Here is an 18868-nt window from a genome sequence, read left to right on the forward strand (position 1 = left end):
ATGACGATCAGACCGGTGCCGGCATCGCCGCGCGGACTACCAGTCCGGCGCGAATGCGTAACCGGCAGAGCGGACGGTCCGGATCACATCGCTTCCCACAGATGCCCGAAGCCTTTTGCGCAACCTGGCAATATGAACGTCAACACCCCGTATATCGGTTGCGGCGGCGTGTTCAGGCCATGCGGTCGCGACCAGTTCCTCCCGGCTGAAGACCTTGCCAGGTTGCGCCAGAAGGCTGCGCAACAGCTTGAATTCGATCGGCGGCATAACGATTTCTTTTTGCCTGAAGAAGGTCCGGTGCGTCTGTCGGTCCAAGCGGAAATCGCCCTGCACCAGATCGCCTGTCTTGGTTTCGCGCGCGAGCTTCGCGACACCTGCTCTGCCATGCAGCCAGGTCAAAAGCTGCTCGGGCGCAAACGGACGCGAAAATATCTCGTCGACGCCCGCCTTGATAAGGTCCAGGTGCAGTTTACCGGAACGAGGCGCGACCAAACCTGCAAGAGGCGTTGCTCTTGTCGCTTCGGACGACTTCAGCGACAGGCATTGCTTGGCGATTGCGCGGTCGCCCGGCTGACAGTCCAGGATAACGGCAAGCGGCATGTCGACCTTGATGGCACGCGCAATCTCCTTGTCTGCCGTGATCAGGCGGGTTTCAAAGCCGGCTACTGAAAGGATATGCCCGAAAACCAGAAAGAAATCCGGGTCCTTCGAAGCCATCAGGACCAGCGGCATCATGAGTCCATCAACCGAATTCGGTGCACCATAGCGCTGACTACCGCGCAAATGGGCGCGATGACAATATCCCCTGGCGGGCAAGCTTCAGCTGCCGGTGCAATCAGCCTAACTTTTATCCGCCAAAATGACGCCGTTGATGCCGTAAGCGCGGCGCGTCTGCTCAATCGCCTCAGGCGTGACATCGATCAGCAGCGCGATGATATCGCCATCCGGATGCTCGAGAGCATTGCCGAGTTCGTAAAGCGTCCAGCCAAGCGCACGCAGGCGTTTCGGCCAGAATGTTTCGCACACCACGCTGATCTGTCGAATCCCCAGACTTTGCGCCGTCTCGAGAAGGCCGCACAGAACAAAGCCGGCGATCGGCGACGAGGCCCCGTGCGTGCGAAGCGATGGGACGACAAAAAACCGCGTCCATTCGAAGATATCAGCCGCTCGCGGAGGCGTGCCGCCGGCGAGAACCGGGAAGACCTCGCTCATGAGATGCGGCTGCAGGGTCGGTACAAGACGCGAGCCGCCGACGATCCTGCCGTTGGTATCGAGCGCCAGAACATAAAGGGCGTGCTCGTTGTCGAAGGCGTCGATCTCGATGTTGATGGGCCGGGCGACGGCGCGCCAGCGTCTATGCTTGACGTAAATGTCGTACCGGATACGAAAATAGCGCTCCAGCACTTTTCTATACTGCTTCCTGTTTTCCCAGGTGACCAGATGAATACGGACCATGACGCCTCCAAAAGTGGAGGTCGTAGGAAAACACGCTTCATGCCCGTATGATGGTATTCAGGTATTGCTAAATCTGGATTTCCTGTCGCCGCAGAGCTTTGACGATGGCATGCGAGACGTTGGCTGCATCGAGCTTGCCTCGAATGTTGCGCTGATGGCTCTCAACCGTGTTCCTTGTGACGCCCAGGATGCAGGCGATGTCTTCGTTCGATTTGCCTTCGGCGCTCCACTCCAGGAGTTCGCGCTCGCGCGGCGTCAAGGGCGCGGCCTCAACGGACTGGCCCGGTTCTTCCAGCCCTGACAGGCGTCGGAACGTATGCACGCAAAGCGTCTCGATGAACGGCACGACGCTCGGCGCTATTTCAATCCGATCGCCCGCTGCCGTGACGACGCCTGGGCCCGCCAGCGGCACGTGGACGGGAACACAGAGGCCTTGGCCCATTCCGAAATCCGCCGCTTCGTCCATCACCAGCTTTGCGCGCGCAACAAGCTTTGCCGGCGGCAGTTCCTCCCACAGGAACGGCTTCGACGAATGCCGGCACTGCGCGACGCAGGGATCATGCGAAAAGTAATCCTCTGACATGTAGCGAAGATACCATTCGGGCGGCCAACCATCGACCAGGATCTCTCGCTTCCAGTCGGTGTCGTGCGGCACCGGCAGGCCGGTGATCAGAAAATAACGCAGGCCGTAACGCTCGATGGCAGAGCGGAACTCTTGGAGGATACCATCCACCGAGCACGCGGCATCGATCCTCGAGATCGCTGCAAACAACCCGACAAGACTATCGATCTCCATCGGCAGACCTCGACAAGAGTCAGGCCCCGTCCCGGCCAGAAACTTACGGTCACAGATGCGATATATTCAATGGGACTTGCGCCGAATGTACACTTCAGGAGTCAATTAGCTGGCACAAAGATAAAGAGCCTGAAAGCCGTATCAATGCTGGCTGAACAGACCGCGCTTCATTCCGCTGACTTTGGGGTCGTCTGCTTTGTCCCGCGGACTGCTCGCCGATTCGATGGAACGGCCGCGATCAACTCTTGCGGCTCGACATCCAAAGCCTTCGCCAGGATCTCGACTGTATCCAGCGTGGCGTTTCGCCGACCGGCCTCGACGCTGCTGATATAGGCTCGCGTGCGGCCCGAAACGAAAGACAACTGCTCCTGAGACAGTTTTCTTTCTCTCCGTAGCCGCTGCACGTTCAAACCAAAAACGCCGCGAAGTTTCATCAAACAACGGATGCTACGACGCGCACTATGGTGCGACACACTATAGTGCACATTCCGCATTGACAGCGGTGCTGTTGGCTGTTTGAAACAACCAGCGAATTCATCGTTTCCTGACACAGGAATAGCCATGCCGAGCCGGCCGTTTCGCGACCTCGCGCACAACAGTTCCGTGCATTCCTCAAGCGACATTAGCCGACCCGGAAGGGAAGAAAGCCGGGTTCTGGAATTCGTCTGCATCCGATGCGGTGCCGCCTACCCCGCCGATATCACCATCGACTCCAAAGGGTGCGCGCGGTGTCAGGAGACCGCACCCGCAAATCTTCGGCCGGTTTATCCGGATCCTCCCCCTCATCCTCTGGACGGCGCCACCGCCTCGCGCTCGCTATGGCGTTTTGCGCATATGCTGCCTTGCACAGCCGCGGATGCAGTGAGCCTTGGCGAGGGTTTGACACCCTTGCTTGCCGCGCCTCGCATCGGCGCGCTTCTCGGCGTGCCCAACCTCGCAATCAAGGACGAAGGCCGGAACCCGACCTGGTCGCATAAGGATCGCTTCTCGACCGTCGCGGTGAGCGTGGCGCGCGCACGTGGCGCGAAGGTCGTCGCGACCGCGTCTTCTGGCAACGCCGGCGCTTCGCTGGCGGCCTACGCTTCCAGAGCCGGGCTGAAGTGCGTTGTCACTACTTTCGCCGGGTCGGCCGGCGCGATGCTGGCGCAGATCCGAAAATATGGCGCGACGGTGCTGCCCTTGGTCAACAAAATGGACCGATGGTCGCTGCTGGAACAGGCGGCTGGCCGCTATGACTGGTTCGTCGCCTCGCCCTATCACGGCCCGGTCGTCGGCAGCCATCCGCTCGGCATCGAGGGCTACAAGACGATCGCCTACGAGATCGTCGAGCAATCGGATGGCGCGGCGCCGGACTGGTGCGTCCTGCCGGTCTGCTATGGCGATGCGTTGTCCGGCCTGTGGGCGGGTTTTTGCGAGTTGTACGCCCAAAGGACCATCACGCAGCTGCCCCGTCTCGTCGCCGCGGAGGTGCACGGGTCGTTGGCGGACGCCCTTGCCAGCGGTGCCGATGCCTTGAGTGAGCGCAAGATGCTCTTCGACAGTCTTGCCGTATCGATCGGCACGCCGCGCAGCACGTTCCAGGCTTTGAAGGCTCTGCGCGAATCCGGCGGGCACGCGGTCCCCGTCGACAATCATGGCCTGATCGCGATGCAGGAACGCCTTGCGCGCGACGAAGGAATCTTTGCCGAACTGGCGTCGGTCACGCCGCTGATCGCCATATCGACGTTGAAGGACCAAGGGGTCATCGCAGCCACCGACCGCGTCGTGGCCGTCGTGACCGCCAGCGGTCTCAAGGACCTCGATCGGTCCACTGGATCGAACGAACACGATCGGATCTTCCGGACGACCCAAGACGCCTGGGGCTGGCTCGACAAAAGCGGGCTGGATCTCGCCTCATAGATTCTCCACCGCACCGATAGCCGAGGGCACTGCACTTGCTGCCTGGGTTTTGAGCACATCGTCGAGACTGCGCCGCAGCCAAAGAAAGCGCGTCCATTGCGTCTCTGCCGCCGGTGCGATTGTCGTCAGCGTCCTCGGCTCAGACGGTTCCTTGCAGGGCCAGCCAGGCAAGGTTGCAAGCCAGTCGTCATTGTAGACGGTCTCGGCATGGCGATGGCCTTCGTCAGGCATGATGACCGCGACCTGTGCGTCCGGAAGGGTCGTTGCAGCCCACCGCGCCACCAACGCAGCGGCGCCGCTGGTCGGCCCCATGAAGATGCCGTGCTCGCGCAACAAACGGTGCGCGCTCAGATACGCCGGATAGGCGCCGACCCAATGGATCTCGTCGACAAGCTCATGCCTGACGTTTTTCGGCAGAACGCTGTTGCCCAGGCCCCGCAGCATGCGTTTGCCGATGGGCTGCCCAAACAGAATGCTGCAATGGGTATCGACGGCAAATACCGTCAGATGGGGAAAGACCGTACGCAGAAAGGACGCGGTGCCGCATAGCGAACCGCCCGTCCCGACGCAGCCGACCAGACAATCGACCTTTCCCATTGCCCGGATGAAAAGTTCAGCCAGCCGCGCATAGGCAAGCCAGTTCCCCGGACTGTCGTATTGGCGGGTCCAGAAGCCGTCCGGCTCCGTGGCCAGGATTTCCTGCAGGCGCTCGAGCCGACCAGGCTGATTGCCGTCGCCGCGTGGATCGTCGAGCGCTATGACCGTGGCGCCGATGCGCTCCAGCCGGGCTTTGTATTTGGCATCGATAAGCGTCGAAGCGGTGACGAGGGTAAGGCGATAGCCACGCGCCGCCGCGAGCAGCGCCACCGCCATGCCGAACGTGCCGGACGTCGTCTCGACGATGTGGGAGCCTGCCTTCAATTCGCCATTCGACGCAGCCCAATCCAGAATGTAGCGGGCCGGCATCAGCTTCATCAACGGAAAAGCCGCCGCCACCAGATTTGGCGCCAGGCGAGCAAGGCGTGGGGTCTCAAGGTCCCTGAAATAGTCGACTGCGAGGGTCACCATGTCCAGCCCTCCGCATTGACCAGATGGACCTCGACGTCCTTGAAGCCGGCGCGTCTTATCTGTTGTGCGGTCAAAGCTGCCCGTCGCTTCAGGTTCGATGCGAAAAGATCGAAAATCAGACCAAACAACGAGCCGCTATGGGCGACTTGCACCCCGCAGGCCCCGGCTCGCCTGGCGATTTCGGCGATCTCGTCGAACCGTTGTTTCGGCAAGTGCCGTTGACTGATCACGGCGCTGGCCGAGGCGGCGCGTCCGAGAAGATTTGGATCCTGACGGTAAACCGCGCGCGCCACCAGCGCCCGAAGCACGCCGAATTCCTGGATTTCGGCACTGTCGTAGCGCGCCGGCGGCAGCTGCAATGTGTCGACCGGGACGCCGCCATTCGCCTTGAACCCGACCAGTAGCAGCGGCGGCAGCGAGCCGCCGAAATTCTCGATCACCGTGCCCTCGCGTTGCGCGAACAAGACCGCATGCTCATCGAATGCGATCGCGTCGCTGGCGCGCTCGGCGGCAACGGCGAGACGCCCGATGCTCGAGGGCCGCAACTGGACCTTGAGGGCTGCAGCCACAGCGCGAATGGAAGCGACGACGTCCGCGGTCGATGAGCCATAGCCGTGCCCCACGGGAATCGAGCTTTGAAGTGTCAGCACGCCACCACTGGTCACATTCAAGAAATCGAGCGTGAGCCGCGCCGCTGCCGACGCCTTGATCTTATGATCGGGGTGGACAATGACCGCATCGCCATCGGTTCTGGCAAAGGTCGCCTCGGACCTCAAACCGGCGATCGGCAGCGTGACCAGCCCGCGATGAAGGCGCCCGCCATCATCCTTGAAGACGCCTTGGATGAGCTCGCCGTGATGCGCGATCGCCGCTCCCGTCCCGATCGCAGAGCGCAGCGTTTCACGGCTCATAGGATCGCCGCCAGCCATTTCCATTCCCCCCATGGTTTTCTCGCAGCGGAGGAGAATGGCGCCGACGGCTGATGCCCGCCCTCAAGGAATTCCGGTATTGACGGCTTCCTGTCGAAGGAGCCGGCCGGGAGGCGGGTGATCGATGGTCAGGCGGCGGAGCCGAGGTGCCTCAGCGGCCGGCCAACCGAAACCGCCTGCGCTGCAGCCATGATACCTTGCGCATCGATCGCGTAATGCCGGTAGAGATCGGCGATCGTGCCGGTCTGGCCGAAATGCTCGACGCCCAAAGCGCGTGTACGGTGGCCATGGACCGACCCCAGCCAGGCGAGCGTCGCGGGGTGCCCGTCCAACACCGTCACGATGGCGCAGGACGCCGGAAGACCGGCAAAAAGGCGCTCGACATGACTTGAAGCGCGCGGATGGCCGTACTGGCGCGCCCGGGCCGCGGCTGACCAGCCGGCGTTCAGCCGATCGGCCGAGGTCACGGCCAGAAGCCCGACATCGCGCCGATCGCCGGCCATCAATCCCAGCGCCTGTACCGCTTCCGGCCCGACTGCGCCGGAATAAGCTATCACCAGGTCGGCGTTTGGCCCGGGCGGGCGCAGCCAGTAGGCGCCATCGACGATGTCGCGCGCCAGCTTACTTTCCATCGGGCGTGTCGGCTGCTCGATCAAGCGCGTCGAGAGCCTCAAGTAGACCGAACCTCCAGTCTGATCTCGCAGCCAGGTATGGTCGTCAGGCTCGGCTTCGCCGGTACGCTGCATGTAGTCGAATGCCCAACGCAGGATGATTGCCAGTTCATCGACATAGGCAGGCTCGAACGTCGCCAGACCGTCCTGCGCCATGCCGATCAGCGGCGTGGCGATCGACTGATGCGCTCCGCCTTCTGGAGCCAGCGTCACGCCGGAGGGCGTCGCCGCCAGGATAAAGCGGGCGTCCTGGTAACAGGCATAGTTGAGCGCATCGAGACCGCGCTCGATGAAGGGATCGTAGAGCGTGCCGACGGGAAGCAGGCGCTCGCCGTGAAGCGAGTGCGATAGCCCGAGCGCCGAAAGCATCGTGAAAAGGTTCATCTCCGAAATGCCCAGTTCGATATGCTGTCCCGACGGCGCAAACGTCCAGTTGAAGGTGGAGGGAATGCGCTCCTGGCGGAAAATGTCCGCCTGGTCGCCGCGCGCGAACAGACCCCGCTTGTTTACCCAGGCGCCGAGATTGGTCGAGACGGTGACGTCGGGGGATGTCGTGACGACACGGCTTGCAAACTCGCTGTCCGATTTTGCGATCTCGTGCATCAAAAGCCCGAAACCTTGTTGTGTCGACATGGCCGGCTGAGCGCCGAAGCCGATGCGCGCTGGCACCGGAACAGCTGGGGCTTTGTGACGACGCGGGGCTGGCTGCGCAAAAGGCGACGACGCGAGGAAGGATCGTATCGCAGCCTCGTCATAGGCAAGGCCCTCGAACATGTCCCATTCGCGGCCCTCGCGGACTCCCATGCCTTGCCGCAGCACGTCGACCTGCGTCGGTGTCATCAGTCCGGCGTGATTGTCTTTGTGGCCGGCCAGCGGCAGGCCGAAGCCCTTGATCGTATAGGCGATGAAGCAGGTCGGACGATCATGTCCGCGCGCTTCCTCGAACGCATCGATGATGCTCGCCAGATCGTGGCCGCCGAGGTTTGCCATCAGGGCCGCAAGGTCGTCGTCGCTGCGCTTCTCGATCAGGCGCGTGACCGGACCCTGATCGCCCAGATCGTCCAGCAGGCGTCTGCGCCAGGCAGCGCCGCCCTGGAAGGTCAGCGCGGAATAGAGCTGATTGGGGCATGCATCGATCCAGGTCCGCAGCTTTTCGCCGCCCTCTTCCTCGAAGGCTGCCTGTTGCAACGTCCCATGTTTCAGGATCACCACATCCCAGCCGAAGTTGCGAAAGATGGATTCGAAACGCTGCCACAGGCCTTCGCGCACTACCGCGTCGAGGCTCTGCCTGTTGTAATCGACGATCCACCACGTGTTGCGCAGGCCGTGCTTCCAGCCCTCGAGAAGCGCCTCGAAGATATTGCCTTCGTCCATTTCGGCGTCGCCGAGCAGGGCGACCATCCGGCCTTCCGGCTGGTCAGTCTTCCAGCCTTTTGCCCTGACATAATCCTGGACCAGGGAGGAGAACAGGGTCTGCGCCACGCCCAGTCCAACCGACCCGGTCGAGAAATCGACATCGTCAATGTCCTTGGTTCGGGACGGATAGGATTGCGCGCCGCGATAGCCACGAAAATCCTGCAGCTGCTCGAGCGTCTGCTTGCCGAACAGATATTGGATGGCATGGAACACCGGGCTGGCATGCGGCTTGACGGCGACGCGGTCCTGCGGCCTCAGGATCTGGAAATAGAGCGCCGTCATCAAGGTCGACGCGGACGCCGACGACGCCTGGTGGCCACCGACCTTGAGGCCGTCCGTCGACGCCCGAAGATGATTGGCGTGATGGATCATCCAGACGGCCAGCCAGAGAACCTTGCGCTCAAGCTCGGAAAGGATCGTCATCGTCGGCTCCTGTGAAATCGCGGCTCAACGATACCTGCGTCGATCTTCCGAATGTGACTATTCTTGCGCAAACCGATCGATGATATTGGCTGATCCAGCCAATAACGGCGCCCGAACGAGGCAAGCATGCCAAATCCAGCGCTCGACGCAATTGACCTGAAGATCATCGCCGCGCTGCAGAAGAACGCCAAGGCGACTTCGAACGACCTCGCCGAAGCCGTCGGTCTGTCGCCCTCGCCTTGCGCGCGGCGCGTCAGGCTCCTGGAGAGCGCCGGCGTCATCAAGGGCTACACCGTGGTCGTCGACCAGAAGAAGCTCGGCCTGCCGATCAGCGCTTTCGCGTCGATTAAGCTTGAACGGCAACGCGAGGACGATCTCGACCGTTTCTCGCAGGCCGTGCTGCGCTGGCCGGAGGTTGTCGACTGCTATCTGATGACCGGCCAGCGCGATTACCTGATGCGCATCGTGGTGCGCGACCTCGAGGCCTATGAGCGGTTCATCAAGGACAAGCTGACGCGGCTGGACAACATCGCTTCGATCGAAAGCAGCTTTGCCCTGGGCCAGGTCAAGCGCTCGGAAGTGCTGCCCATTTGAACGAGCAAGTATTCTGCGACGGCCCTGGCGGCGGCAACTGAAGCGAGGCTGGGCACCCGTCACCTACCAGGGTGGCATTTCACCCACAGATGCATTCCCCTCGTGCCACACGCGAGAGCTACGGCAATCCCTATTTCGGCCTTGCCGACACATGTCAAACAAATTTGCCAAGTGCCGACAGGTACTCCGTTATCCGACGTTCAGCTACGCTGGGCACCATCAAGATTCCGGCTGCCGTGGCTGTAAGGGACGTCGGCCAAGCAAGCTTTATTTCGCTGCTCGATAAGAACGGGAAAGCGCTTCTTCACTTGGACGTAGGCTTCCAATCGACTCACGTTTCCGAAACTCTTCCGATCTGATTCATCGGAGAAGCCGGTGCAAGTGTTGTCCCACAGGGACCGGGATCATGTCCACGCCGCTTTGTTCTCCGCCACCGCGGGTTGTACAGGAATGCAAAGCAATCCAAGCGCTTTCCAAATTGACAAGCGGTCGAATTGCTTTGCTTGCGGTGATGCCGACTGTCAATTTCTGGCGTCGCGATATGCTCATTACGGGCGACATAGGCGGTCAGCGATCATCAAGAGTCTGCGTCCAAGCGGCAAAGACCGCCGCCAGTCACGGAAACCCCTAACCTTCATTGAGCGCTCGGTTGCGCATGCAGAGATAGGCTCAACCTTGCCAGCTTTTCTCCATGCTCGTTGCGGATTTCGATGAACAACTCCTGGCCATTGAGGTCCTTAAGGAATTCTCTCGTCAGGTCTACCAAACCTTCTATGGCCTGATGACGCGCGCTCCCGATCCCATCGCATTCGATGCCTACCTCATCCTTGAGGACAACGTCGCGATCACCGCTATCAAAGAAGTATCTCGCCATCGCACCAGCTCGCCATCAGAATGTTGTTTCGGTCCTTTGATGCAAGTAGGTGGCGTCAAAATCTCCGGCTCGGACGAGCCCGGCCCAATCAACAGCATGAAATCGGGTGCCCTCGGTAAATATAAGGCCGTTGCGTCGCAGCTCCTGAAGCACTCGGTTCACGTGGACAGTTGACAGGCCCAACGCGTCGGCAAGGGCTGCCTGCGTGACCGGGAGATTGGCTACATGATCTTTGATAATCCCCATCGAGTGAAGGCGGACGATCAGTTCGCACAATATGTGAGCCATACGGGTATAGGCGTCGCGCCTTCCAACGTTGGTAACCCATTCTCGGTATATCGCTGCGTCGATCAGCGTCGAGCGCCAAAATATAGCGGCTATGGAGGCATGTCGGTCGCAGATGGCTCGCATAGCATCATGCCGCATGAAGCCCAGACTGGCGCGCGCGAGCGATGAAAAGGTGCAGTCCAGAACCGAGAGATGCATACCGTGCAGATCGGGAACATCTCCCGGAACAAAGAAGGACGTGATCTGCCGTTTGCCCTCGCCGGTAAGCTTGGTGGATCCCACCAAGCCCTCCAACACCACAAATGAATGAGTAGGTCGATCGCCCTCGCGTACAATATCCTCGTTTGCATGATAGTCCCTCTTTGAAAGCGGAATGCCTTCTAAAATAGCTATATCTGACTGGGTCAGATCGGAGATGTTCTGAAGCTTACGGATCAAAACGTTCGGGGAAAGGACATGTGCCAAGTTGGATGACCAGGTTGAGTTGCGTACCGAACCTGGATCAGGCGCTAATGTTCCATTTGGCGGGCGGCTTTGCTGCCAAGCGCGAGCTTGGAAAGTCTTACGAGCGCAGTCCCGGCGGCCGCGGCTTGTTGGTGATGGCTTTGGCCTCTCGCACGAGCGAAGACCAATTCGTGCCGAGTAGAGAGACCAACTCTCGCGCTTGTGCCTTGGTAATGATTTCTTCCAGAAGCCTCTGCACGAGGTCGCGGCCCGAGGTAATCGGCATAAGCGTGGTTCCAAAGAGGTATGATTCACAACGCTCGGTAACGACGCCGTTCGATGTTCGTTCCGCTCATCCGTTGATTTCTAAGCGGCGTTCGCGCCTGCACCGCCCCCCCGGCGGCTGCCAATCCATATAGGCGGGTGCCGGAGCGCACAGACGCGATCCTTCACGTCCTGATCTTCTTTGATTGTGCGGGTGGGATCGAGCTGTTGCGTTGGGGTGACTGGCGGGCATTCGTGATCTGACGATGAACGGACGGAGGGAAATTCAGTAAATCCCTACGACAATGACGAGTATGATTCCGATCGCCGCTAAGGTCATGACCGCGACCATGGCGGCCTCAAACGGACCGACGCCATTTCTCACGAAATTCATGGTGCCTCCCCGCACGCCACTATGCCTTTCCTGAACCTCCAAGCTAGGCCGTGACCTGTTCCCGCAGAATAACACATGTTATCGGGGCATAAAGAAACCGTTCTAAGCTTGCGCACCACTGAAATTGCTGAAGTCGAGTCTTGGCGAGAGCTGCGTCGCCTCCATGCTCAACGAAGTTTTCGTGAGCTCTAGAAGGCATCATCGTCTCGTCACCGATAGTTTGTGCACCCGGAACCTTTGCATCGCGGTTTGCGTGCATGGACAGAATTGATCCTGCTCCAACGGCCTCTCGCCCGGAACAGGAGTCTTGGCGGCATTAGATCGGAAAAAAAGAATGAGACTATCATAGGTAATCGCGAGCCGTACCTGACGTTGCGTAAACGCTGGATCAACGGGCTTTTCGGGAGCGGACGTCATGCTGTATCCAGGTCGGTTTTTGGAGGCGAGCGAAATCGAGATGCTAGCTCGGGTTCTTCGGGCGATCTGCGCTGAGCGCGGCATTTTATCCGCTTCGGAACAAGGGGAACGCTTGGCGTCCCATTTGCTCAAGCTTTTTATGAACGGCTTGACTGGGGAGCACGAGTTGCTTGACGCCGAGAGGAACCTGGCTCGACGGCATGGCCAGTCGCTCCAGCGGCTTTCTGGCGGTCACGCGTGGACGAGGGAGGCCGCGTGAATTCGACGTGGGTCATTCAACTCGCTGAAGATATGAAATTTTGGCGCAACGCTGGAATCAGGCCCAATACGCCACGAGATCGGTGCCGCAATCGCTAGAGCGGCTGAGCGCAACAAAAGCATGCTCTCGGGTCCAGATTTGGAGCGGTTCCGATAGGCGGCAGAAGGGCCAAATATCGCCACTCGTTCGGATTGCGCGGCATGCGATTACTAGCGCCCAAGTTTGGCACGGAGCGCGATCATACAGTTCAGTTTGCTCGGGTCCGGGGGGACAGAAGCGCAGTGGCCTTCAAGAAATACAGCGGCGTGTACGCGCCTTGCGATGTCGACATCCTTCAGAGGGTATTTGACCAACTGTGCAGAGAGCGACGTCTGACCCTCAAAGACGAGGAGCAGAGGGAACATCTTGCGTGCGAAATTATTGCAGCCTTCGATAGGGGAATAACTGACGAGACGGAATTGTGGAAATTGTTTTCAAAGCTCCGCATTGCCAAGAAGGCCTAGTCTAGGCACCTGCCAATATTTGGCCGCCTAGGTATGGACATTAGCGTCCGAGCGGCAGCTTTGAGGCCGATGCCAATTCTTCCTCGTCTCCAATTCCTGCCTGACAGTTTGCTACAGCGCGAGACACGAGCGCTTCACGTCGCCGAAGCGATTGACCATCGGTTTCAATCTTCGAGCACGCGTGCCAACAAGGCGATCTCGGCCGAACTGAACACGCCAGCTTGGTTAGCTCCTTGAGAAATCGGTATGCAGAGCTCCCTGAGCGGAATACATGAGAAACTAGTCTCATTTGAGGTTTTGACGCAAAGCAAAAAACCGCTGCGGAAACCTAAGGCGCGGCGACGCGCCATCTCAGAACACGAACGACCGAAGAACTCTCGAACGCGAGACACCAAAATCCAAGAGTTGATCTCGCGCAGAGCACGGTGCGCCGGTCAGGGCTTCCAGCCGGATGCCCACGTCCTTGGCTGCAGCCTAGGTTCTTGGAACACACCACGCCTGGAAATGAAATCTTCAGGATAGTTTGACACCCTTGGCCTTTACGGAACTCCGGGTGGGGTCCGAATGGATGATCAGGAGAAAGCGTAAGGGCTCTCGACTGTGTCAAATCTTACGCACATCGATGTGCAGGATGATCCTGCCTTAATTGCTGAAGTCGACCGGCTTCTGGCGCGCCGAACGCGCGACATCCGCCTCAGAGGTGAGGTCAGGCGTCTGTTTCGGGCACGGGTCTGGTCGCAAACGGCGAAGATCATCCGTGCCTGGATGATCTGGGTGGCCGTATTGGATCTTGTGACGCTGGCGCTCAACATGCTGGTGCTCCCAACCGCAATTGCGCAATCTATGCTCCTGCCTGGAGCCATTATCCCGCCTGCCGTCATCGCAGTGGTGCTCATATGGCGGAAGCCGCGCCCTTCTTGGCTCGAAGGGGGTTCGCTGATTACAGGTATGTTCCTGATTTTGCTGTCCGTGGCCTTGGTCGGCGTAGCCGCTGGCGGCGAGTTCTATGAACGGCAATTGAACGTCATGCTGTTCGTAGCCATTACAGCTATCATCATCTTTGGCATCCCGCTCGTCTGGACAGTCGCGATTGCGGCGCTGGCGCTCGGACTGTATCTCGTGTTTCAGGTGCAGAATCCGGCCATTGAGCATGGCAGCGCGATCGATGGAACGCTGTTCTTCGCCAGCGGTCTGTTCGCGACGGTTGCAGCCCGTCGCATCATGACAATTCTCGCTCAAAAGAGTCTCCTGTTTGAGTTGCGCGACCGCCGCAGGGTCGCCGAATTGGCCAAGGCGAACGATCGGCTGGAACTGCTGGCGAAGACCGATCCGCTCACGGGCATCGCCAACCGGCGCTGGATGACGGAAACGCTCGACCATCTGTGGGGAACCGAGCAACGCTGCCTCGACGGGGCCGCGATGCTGATGTGCGACATTGATCACTTCAAGAAGCTGAACGATCACCTCGGCCATGCCGAGGGCGATCGCTGTCTGGTGGAGGTCGCCAACATTATCCAGGAAAACGTCAGGCGCGATCGAGATCATGTTGCCCGCTACGGTGGGGAAGAGTTCCTCGTGCTGCTGCCCGGGGTGACAGAGGAAGAGGCTGTCTCAGTGGCTGAACGGGTTCGTAAGAGCGTTGAGGCCGCCGCTTTGCCCAACCCAGGATCGCGCGTCTCGCGCAGCGTCACTCTCAGCATTGGAGTTGCAGTTCAGACCGCTGACGAAGCCATTTCACCGGAACAGCTACAGCGTCACGCAGACGCCGCACTCTATCTGGCCAAGCAAATGGGCCGCAACCGGGTCCTGGTTCACAGACTGGACCGAGCGGGGCGCAAACACATTCACTCGACGCGTTGATGCCTCGATCGACGCCTTCGTGCGCGTTTTTTCTTGACACTCTAGGTAGGGAGCGGAAACTTGAAAATGCGCATGGTTCGTGGGGAGGACCGTCGTGGAAACCAATGTAGAATCTGATCGCCGACCGGCGCTGCGTCTTTCGGCATCGTTGCTTCTGGTGGGGCAAATACTCTATGTGATCGTTACGTTGTTCCATGCTGGCGGGGACGCCAACAATCACCCCGTTATTTTCGAAGGGTATGCCGCCAGCGGCGCTTGGGCTGTCGTCCATGTTGCCCAGTTCGCTTGCACCGCCATCCTGCTCGCGGGTCTCCTGACGCTGTTCTTTGGCCTTAACCTTCAGGGCGAAACAGCCAGGTGGACCGGGCGATTTGGCGCGGTTTTGACAGTGGTGAGTTTTGCTCTGTGCGGAGTCGTGCTGGCGGTCGATGGGGTCGCACTTAAGCAGGCCGTGCTCGCTTGGGTGAAGGCTCCCGAGGCAGAGAAGGCGGCCCGTTTTGCAACTGCTGAGGCCATCCGTTGGCTGGAATGGGGAACGAGGAGCTACGCAGCTTTTGCGTTGGGGCTCGCTTTTGTCCTCCTCGCTGTCACAGTTGCGCGAACGGCGAAAATTCCGCGGCCCATCGCGTACCTGATGGCGCTCTCCGGGCTCGCTTACTGGGTGCAAGGCTGGACCGCCGGTTCTGACGGCTTTTCACAAGCGCACGTCATCGGCATCGAAGTGGCGGAGGTCTTAAACGTTGTTTGGGCCGCGTGGCTACTCGCCTTCGCTTCCAAGAAGGGTGAATTGAACGCGGCAAGTTAAGCGACTTCTCACTATGCCACCTTTCGAACAGCAGCCCTGAATGGATGGTCGATGGTGAAGGCGTCCGGCTGGATTCCCCGCTCGATCTGAGTCCATGTGACAGGATGGGCAATAGGAAAGCCGGGCCGCGCTCGTGGCGAGAACGTACCGACTGCAGTATTGCCGCGCCCGTTGCGAAGATAGTCGAGGAAGATGCGACCACCTCGGGCGGCCGGATCGGCTGACAAGAGGTAACGGTCCGGCTTGGCATCAATGAGGCACTGGGCGAGCGATCTGGCCAATTGCCGCGCCTTGTCGTGGGTCGCACCCGAAGCCAGCGGAGCCGTCAGGTGAATGCCTTTGCCTCCGGTGAGCTTCGGCCAGCTCCGCAACCCAGCCGCTTCCATGATGTCACGTAGCGACAGCGCCGCCTCGATCACCGCATCCCATGGCACGTCTTCGCCCGGATCGAGGTCGAGCACGAGCTGATCCGGATGCTCGATGTCGTCAATAGTGGCGTTCCAAGGGTGTAACTCGACAGCATCCATTTCGACCAAGCCGAGGAAGCCGTCGAGATCATCCACCCAAACCCGGACGCCTTCGCCGCCTTCGCGTTTTTGCACCCGCAGCTGGTGCACCGACGCAGGTATCGGCGGCAGCGGTCCCTTATGGTAGAAAGTAGCCCCGGACGCATGGCGAACCAGCTTCAGAGGTCTTCGGCCCAGATAAACCAGCGCTCGGTCGGCCACCCGCCGCCAGTAGCCCGCAAGCTCTTCCTTGGAAGGTGCAACCGCATCGGGTAACAGCTGGAGAATGTTCTCGCGAGGCACGCCATGTTGGCCCTCCAACCTGCGCTTGGAGGGCGACGGCGGCTTCGCCGGGATCACCTGGAGATCCTCGCGCAATCCCTTGAACACGGCCTCGCGCAAGATGCCTCGGTCGGTCACGCCACTGAATTGCACCTCCGCCAGCACCTCCGGCCGGACCCACGTTGCCTTGGGCTTTTTGATGGGTTCCGATAGAGGTGATTTGCTGATGATTAGCGGATCAAGCCGCTCGCGAATCCGCCGGGCTGCCTCCAGCGTATAGCCGCTTTGCGCCTTTCCCGCATAGAGCAGCCGCTCGCCCTGCCATCTGCCGATATAGAGGGAAGCAATGCGGCGTGGTTGCGCGCCGAGCTTTTCGACGAAAGCGACAATCGGGAAGGTGTCGCTCTTGACGCACTTCACCTTGAGCCAGCTCGTTTGCACACCGGAACGGTAGAGAGAGTCAGCGCGCTTTGAGACCACCCCCTCCAACCCCATCCGGCAGGCATGGTCGAACACGTCCTTGCCGCTAATTTGCAGGTGTTCGGCATAGGTCAGTGTTGGAGCCGTTTCCTGCAGGAGCTTTTGCAGCGCGGCTTTCCGCTCGATCAGCGGCTGCTGTCGAAGGTCGCGGCCGTTGAGGTGCAGAAGATCGAACGCAAAGAACATGAGCTTCGGCGAGTTCGGGTTTGCCAACTCCCGCTCGAGAGCTTGGAAGTCCGGCAGGCCGGTGTTGCCGAGAACCACAGCTTCTCCGTCAATGATCGCGGATCGGACCGGCAGGTTCGCCGCCGCCTGGACGATACGCTTGTACCGATGCGACCAGTCATAGCCGCGACGAGTGAAGGCACGTGCCGCGCCACCTTCAACGATAAGCTCGGTCCGGTAGCCATCGTATTTGATTTCGTTCAGCCAGTCCGTGTCGGCAGGAGCGTTCTCGACCAGCGTCGGTGATTGGAATTCGATGAAGGCGAGGTGACCGGTCGATTTGCGCATGCTCTCGAACTCCTGGACCGGGATTCAAACCGGGCAGGAGCAATCGGTTCCGAAGAGTTTAGCAAAATTGAATATGATCCCCGCCGCCTGCGCGGTTGGCTGCTACCTCTGAAAGCTCATCGACACCTTGTAGGCGATGATCGTGCGCTGAGCCCTATCCGCTCAACGGCCAATCCAGCGGTGAGCCGCCTCTCGCTGCCTCGCGTCGGCAATATATTGTACATATTTTGTATATCTATATTGACATTGGCGGCCCTCAACGTAGCGTTGAAGGGCTGGGGCCGAACCCCTGCGCGCAACTTAATCTCACGGGAGGACTGCACGATGAAATTTCGAGCCCGATCGGCTGCCATTGGCCTGGCCTGCATCGCCTATGCCGCAATTGTTGGATCTGTGCTGCCGGCCACGGCGGAAACAACAAAGGAACGCGTCTTGAGAGAGGGCAGGATCGTGATCGGAATCCACAACCGCTCGCCTTGGGGCTACAAGAAGGAAGAAACCGGCGAGTTGCTCGGCTGGCATCCGGACCTTCTCAGAGCCGCGTTCGCCGACCTCGGCATCAAGCAGGTCGACTTCCAGGTCACCGAGTTCGGCGCGTTGATTCCTGGCTTGATGGCCGGGCGTTTCGATGCCGTGGCGTCCGGCTTGTCGATAACGCCGCCGCGATGCCAGCAGGTCGCCTTCGGCGCTCCCGACCTGAGGCAGGACGACGCGGCGATCGTACTCGCCGGCAACCCCAAGGCGATCCATAGCTATGCGGATCTTGCCAAGAAATCCGACACCATCATGGGCGGCGGCCGCGGCAGCAACGTCATCCAGAACGCCATCGCCGAGGGCGTCCCTCAGGATCGCATCCTGCAGTTTCCAGACATCGAGACCAACATCGCGGCACTGCGCGCCGGCCGCACCGACGCCGCGGTATTTTCTTCCCCGACGGTGATCGGGCTGCTGGCCGGCAAAAAGAACCCCGATCTGGAGCGCGCCAACCCATTCACGACCGACGAGAAGTCGATCAGCTACGTCGCGATCGCGTTCAGGAAGGATGATGGTGACCTGCGCGACCTTTACAATCAAGGGCTGGCCAAGGTCATGTCGAACGGCACGATTGCCTCCATCATGGCAAGGTACGGATTTGGCCCCACGGAAAACGTGCCGCCAGGATTGACGACCTCGCAGTTGTGCGGAGCCGCCAACTGAACGGGTCAGCAACGGGAAGCCGTCCAACAATCGACAGGACCTGAAGGCGCCGCGCGAGCTCCGCCGGCGCCTTCGCCCGCCTCACATCACTATCGCTCGGGATCGCCGGGTGGCGCGATGTCCTCGGGGATTTCCTGCCGCAAGCTCGGCCCCTTGGCCAGCCGCCTGCCAAGCGCGGAAACGAAGGCTTCATAACGCTCGCTTGCCTTGGCGCGCGCTGCCTGGGCCATCGGCTCAGGCAAGGCCGGAGTGGTGGCAAGCCAGAAGCGGATGAAGACCGCATGGCTTTCAACCGAGATGCCGACGTCGCGCTCCAACCGTGCGATCCGGCGATCGATCCGGTCGAGACGTTTGGAGATCGCCGCCTCCCGTTGCGCGTCGGCATCCGGAGAGAGGAACGAGGCGATCGCCGCTTCAGCGACGAGCGACTGCGAGCGATCGCGCCGGGCGGCATAATCGGCCAGCAATGCCATCACGGCAGGGTCGAGATAGACGGAAATTTGGACCTTCTTATTTCTCGATGGCACGACC

16 protein-coding genes are annotated in these 18868 nt (G+C 60.2%); 5 read left to right on the top strand and 11 right to left on the bottom strand.

The window, feature by feature from the left end; genetic code table 11:
- Positions 1–36 precede the first annotated feature (36 nt).
- The 4 genes from FJ423_RS24090 to FJ423_RS34825 all read right to left on the bottom strand — a co-directional run bounded on the left by FJ423_RS24090 (position 37) and on the right by FJ423_RS34825 (position 2922).
- On the bottom strand, positions 37–735 hold the full coding sequence (locus tag FJ423_RS24090; RefSeq protein WP_140845538.1) for a response regulator transcription factor: 699 nt from the start codon (positions 733–735) through the stop codon (positions 37–39).
- A 105-nt stretch (positions 736–840) separates the two neighbouring features.
- Complete coding sequence (locus tag FJ423_RS24095; protein ID WP_246680259.1) at positions 841–1404, bottom strand: acyl-homoserine-lactone synthase; 564 nt, start codon at positions 1402–1404, stop codon at positions 841–843.
- 118 nt (positions 1405–1522) lie between these two features.
- On the bottom strand, positions 1523–2251 hold the full coding sequence (locus tag FJ423_RS24100) for a LuxR family transcriptional regulator (RefSeq protein WP_140845540.1): 729 nt from the start codon (positions 2249–2251) through the stop codon (positions 1523–1525).
- Positions 2252–2418: 167 nt separating this feature from the next.
- Positions 2419–2922: a helix-turn-helix transcriptional regulator gene (locus FJ423_RS34825; protein ID WP_348642926.1), complete on the bottom strand. Its 504-nt coding sequence runs from the start codon at positions 2920–2922 to the stop codon at positions 2419–2421.
- Here FJ423_RS34825 and FJ423_RS24110 point away from each other — a divergent pair.
- The gene (locus tag FJ423_RS24110; RefSeq protein ID WP_140845542.1) at positions 2813–4150 is read left to right on the top strand and encodes a threonine synthase; all 1338 of its coding nucleotides are present in this window, start codon (positions 2813–2815) and stop codon (positions 4148–4150) included. The genes FJ423_RS34825 and FJ423_RS24110 overlap by 110 nt on opposite strands.
- Here FJ423_RS24110 and FJ423_RS24115 read toward each other — a convergent pair.
- The 3 genes from FJ423_RS24115 to FJ423_RS24125 form a co-directional block, all read right to left on the bottom strand.
- Positions 4145–5218, bottom strand: a complete 1074-nt coding sequence (locus FJ423_RS24115; protein WP_140845543.1) for a PLP-dependent cysteine synthase family protein — start codon at positions 5216–5218, stop codon at positions 4145–4147. The two genes, FJ423_RS24110 and FJ423_RS24115, sit on opposite strands and share 6 nt — an antisense overlap.
- Entirely contained in the window at positions 5212–6147 is a 936-nt protein-coding gene (locus tag FJ423_RS24120; protein WP_246680261.1) for a kinase, read from the bottom strand. The genes FJ423_RS24115 and FJ423_RS24120 overlap by 7 nt, the downstream gene beginning before the upstream one ends.
- A 128-nt stretch (positions 6148–6275) precedes the next feature.
- Positions 6276–8657, bottom strand: a complete 2382-nt coding sequence (locus FJ423_RS24125; protein WP_140845544.1) for a transketolase — start codon at positions 8655–8657, stop codon at positions 6276–6278.
- A 126-nt stretch (positions 8658–8783) separates the two neighbouring features.
- Between FJ423_RS24125 and FJ423_RS24130 the strand changes: the two genes are divergently transcribed.
- Entirely contained in the window at positions 8784–9251 is a 468-nt protein-coding gene (locus tag FJ423_RS24130) for an Lrp/AsnC family transcriptional regulator (protein ID WP_140721070.1), read from the top strand.
- Positions 9252–9885: 634 nt separating this feature from the next.
- Here FJ423_RS24130 and FJ423_RS24135 read toward each other — a convergent pair.
- Together FJ423_RS24135 and FJ423_RS24140 are read right to left on the bottom strand one after the other, a co-directional pair.
- Complete coding sequence (locus tag FJ423_RS24135) at positions 9886–10125, bottom strand: hypothetical protein (protein ID WP_140695510.1); 240 nt, start codon at positions 10123–10125, stop codon at positions 9886–9888.
- A 15-nt stretch (positions 10126–10140) separates the two neighbouring features.
- Complete coding sequence (locus FJ423_RS24140) at positions 10141–10878, bottom strand: Crp/Fnr family transcriptional regulator (RefSeq protein ID WP_140845545.1); 738 nt, start codon at positions 10876–10878, stop codon at positions 10141–10143.
- Between the two features lie 2416 nt (positions 10879–13294).
- Between FJ423_RS24140 and FJ423_RS24160 the strand changes: the two genes are divergently transcribed.
- Positions 13295–14554 (top strand): GGDEF domain-containing protein, encoded by a 1260-nt coding sequence (locus tag FJ423_RS24160; protein WP_181174886.1) that lies wholly within the window; start codon positions 13295–13297, stop codon positions 14552–14554.
- Between the two features lie 94 nt (positions 14555–14648).
- Positions 14649–15359, top strand: a complete 711-nt coding sequence (locus FJ423_RS24165) for a hypothetical protein (protein ID WP_140845547.1) — start codon at positions 14649–14651, stop codon at positions 15357–15359.
- Positions 15360–15370: 11 nt separating this feature from the next.
- Here the strand turns inward: FJ423_RS24165 and ligD are convergent, their stop codons facing one another.
- Positions 15371–17140 carry a DNA ligase D gene (gene ligD / locus FJ423_RS24170; protein ID WP_140845548.1) on the bottom strand — a complete coding sequence of 590 codons (1770 nt, stop codon included), beginning with the start codon at positions 17138–17140 and terminating at the stop codon, positions 15371–15373.
- Between ligD and ehuB the strand changes: the two genes are divergently transcribed.
- Entirely contained in the window at positions 17099–18337 is a 1239-nt protein-coding gene (gene ehuB, locus FJ423_RS24175; RefSeq protein WP_246680264.1) for an ectoine/hydroxyectoine ABC transporter substrate-binding protein EhuB, read from the top strand. The genes ligD and ehuB overlap by 42 nt on opposite strands.
- An 89-nt stretch (positions 18338–18426) precedes the next feature.
- On the opposite strand, the gene FJ423_RS24180 is transcribed toward ehuB, so the two are convergent.
- The gene (locus tag FJ423_RS24180) at positions 18427–18864 is read right to left on the bottom strand and encodes a CopG family transcriptional regulator (RefSeq protein WP_140845549.1); all 438 of its coding nucleotides are present in this window, start codon (positions 18862–18864) and stop codon (positions 18427–18429) included.
- Positions 18865–18868 lie beyond the last annotated feature (4 nt).

The organism is Mesorhizobium sp. B2-8-9, from assembly GCF_006439475.1.
Lineage (GTDB): Bacteria > Pseudomonadota > Alphaproteobacteria > Rhizobiales > Rhizobiaceae > Mesorhizobium.